Source organism: Pantoea sp. SIMBA_079, assembly GCF_046940275.1.
Classification (GTDB): Bacteria; Pseudomonadota; Gammaproteobacteria; order Enterobacterales; family Enterobacteriaceae; genus Pantoea; species Pantoea borealis.
The window spans coordinates 1-248 of the sequence record NZ_JAWRYR010000699.1 but is presented as its reverse complement, the minus strand read 5'-3'; the positions used below and the strand labels follow the sequence as shown (position 1 = coordinate 248).

Genomic DNA, 248 nt, shown 5'->3' with positions numbered 1-248 from the left:
CCAAAGGTGAAGGTCGTCATCAACGACGGACGTCCGGTGATATCGGCCATCTGTTCTGCCGTCCAGCCGGAGGTGTTCATAATATCGATAAGCAACGCGGCGGTGATATAACAGTCATACAACGCGCGGTGATGATGCAGGCCCGGCGGCGTCTGTACATTGAGCTTGCGTGTTTTATATAACGCCATATTGCTGTACTTGATTCCTGGCCACAAGCGACGGGCCAGTTTCATGGTGCAAATCCACTC

At 52.8% G+C, this 248-nt stretch carries 1 pseudogene; it reads right to left on the bottom strand.

Annotated features, from left to right (window positions below):
• Window positions 1-248 (bottom strand): annotated as a pseudogene (locus tag SB719_RS21755) (exodeoxyribonuclease X); the annotation flags it as partial.